2 protein-coding genes are annotated in these 1,095 nt (G+C 42.4%); both read right to left on the reverse strand.

Annotated features, from left to right (window positions below):
- On the reverse strand, nucleotides 1-403 hold a 403-nt coding region (locus tag AC1DWB_RS35850; protein WP_477545824.1), incomplete at its 3' end, for an ABC transporter permease family protein.
- Between the two features lie 12 nt (nucleotides 404-415).
- A partial coding sequence (locus tag AC1DWB_RS35855; RefSeq protein ID WP_477545825.1) for an ABC transporter permease occupies nucleotides 416-1,095 on the reverse strand: 680 nt, incomplete at its 5' end.

The raw sequence follows: 1,095 nt of genomic DNA on the forward strand, positions 1-1,095 counted from the left end.
CCATCAACCCGTAGGATTTGACGACCAGAAAGGTTGGAATCATGCCTCCGTTGAAAAACATGGTGAACACGATCATTAAAGTGAAGGCTTTGAAGAAGGGCATCTCTCTCTTGGACAGCGAATAGGCTCCCAGTGAAGTAATCATTAAGGAGAGGGCGGTCCCCACAATCGTATAGATCAGCGTATTCACATAACCAGTTAAAATACGGGGGTCATTCAAAACAAATTTGTACATATCCAGATTAATCCCTTTTGGAAAAAATGAAATCTCGCCCTTCATCACATAAACATCCTTACTTAAGGATACGGCTATCATGTACAAGAAGGGATACAGCGTGACAATAACAACACCGAGTAAAACGACAACATTGATCACCATAAAAAGAGAGATCCTTGATTTCATGAGACAGCTCCTTCACCATAAGCTTGTTTCAGATAGCTTCCGGCTTGCATAGTTTGTTGAAACAATAAAGACTAAACTGACCAACCCTGTAAATACATCAATAGCCGAAGCGTAACTAAAGTTACCCTGCATGAGTCCGACCCGGTAAACATAGGTGCTTAGAATATCCGCGGTCTCGTAGGTGGCTGGATTGTAGAGCAGGAAAACCTTCTCAAAGCCAATCTCAATCACTTTGCCAACATTCAGAATAAGTAGAATAACAATAGTTGGTGCAATTCCTGGCAGGGTAATGTGCCACAGCTTTCTCAGCCGCGAAGCGCCGTCCATCTCAGAGGCTTCATACAGCATCGGGTCGATGGAAGTCAGTGCGGCTAAATATAGAATCGTTTCCCATCCTACATGCTGCCAAATTTCCGAAAGCACATAAACGGAACGAAACATATCCGGCATTAGCATAAAATTAATCTTTTCAAAACCGAGTGCTTCAATGAGCTTGTTGACAACGCCCCCTGAAGGAGACAAGAACATGACAACCATACTGGCTACTATGACATTCGAGATAAAATGAGGTAAATAGCTAATTGTTTGCACAAATCGTTTGAACACCATATTCTTCAATTCATTAAGCAGAAGCGCGAGAACAATCGGTGCGGGGAATCCAAAAATCAATTTATACATTCCCAGCAAGAAGG

It is taken from the genome of Paenibacillus sp. P4_E11, from assembly GCF_056401635.1.